This is a genomic window from Pseudomonas sp. AC463, from assembly GCF_979253585.1.
The window spans coordinates 1-320 of the sequence record NZ_CEEDDZ010000337.1 but is presented as its reverse complement, the minus strand read 5'-3'; the positions used below and the strand labels follow the sequence as shown (position 1 = coordinate 320).

1 protein-coding gene and 1 tRNA gene are annotated in these 320 nt (G+C 65.0%); one reads left to right on the top strand and one right to left on the bottom strand.

Going from position 1 to position 320, the window contains the following annotated elements; translation table 11 throughout:
• Nucleotides 1-75: 75 nt before the first annotated feature.
• Nucleotides 76-150 (top strand) — tRNA-Val (locus AC0IYH_RS30415).
• Here the strand turns inward: AC0IYH_RS30415 and AC0IYH_RS30410 are convergent.
• Nucleotides 129-320, bottom strand: a 192-nt coding sequence (locus AC0IYH_RS30410; RefSeq protein ID WP_471837867.1) for a hypothetical protein, incomplete at its 5' end; no start/stop codon positions are given. The genes AC0IYH_RS30415 and AC0IYH_RS30410 overlap by 22 nt on opposite strands.

Below are 320 nucleotides of genomic sequence, written 5' to 3'. Positions count from 1 at the left end.
ACACTGGACAGGCCGCGCGTCGGTGGATAGACGCGCGGCTCCGGGTTTTCCCGGGGTCCTGAGGACCGCGGGATCGGGCGCGTAGCTCAGCGGTAGAGCACACCCTTCACACGGGTGGGGTCACAGGTTCAATCCCTGTCGCGCCCACCAATACGGCCCGTCGTTTCCAGCAGGAAGCGGGGGGCTTTTTGGTTTTGGTCGTTGCGCAGTTTACATCGGCCCGCGTGAAGCCGTGCAAGAGCCGAAGACGGAAACGCGGGTGGCCGCCCCTCCGTCACGCCCTTGGCGTGCCACCATCCCGTAAACGGGGAGGATTTGAT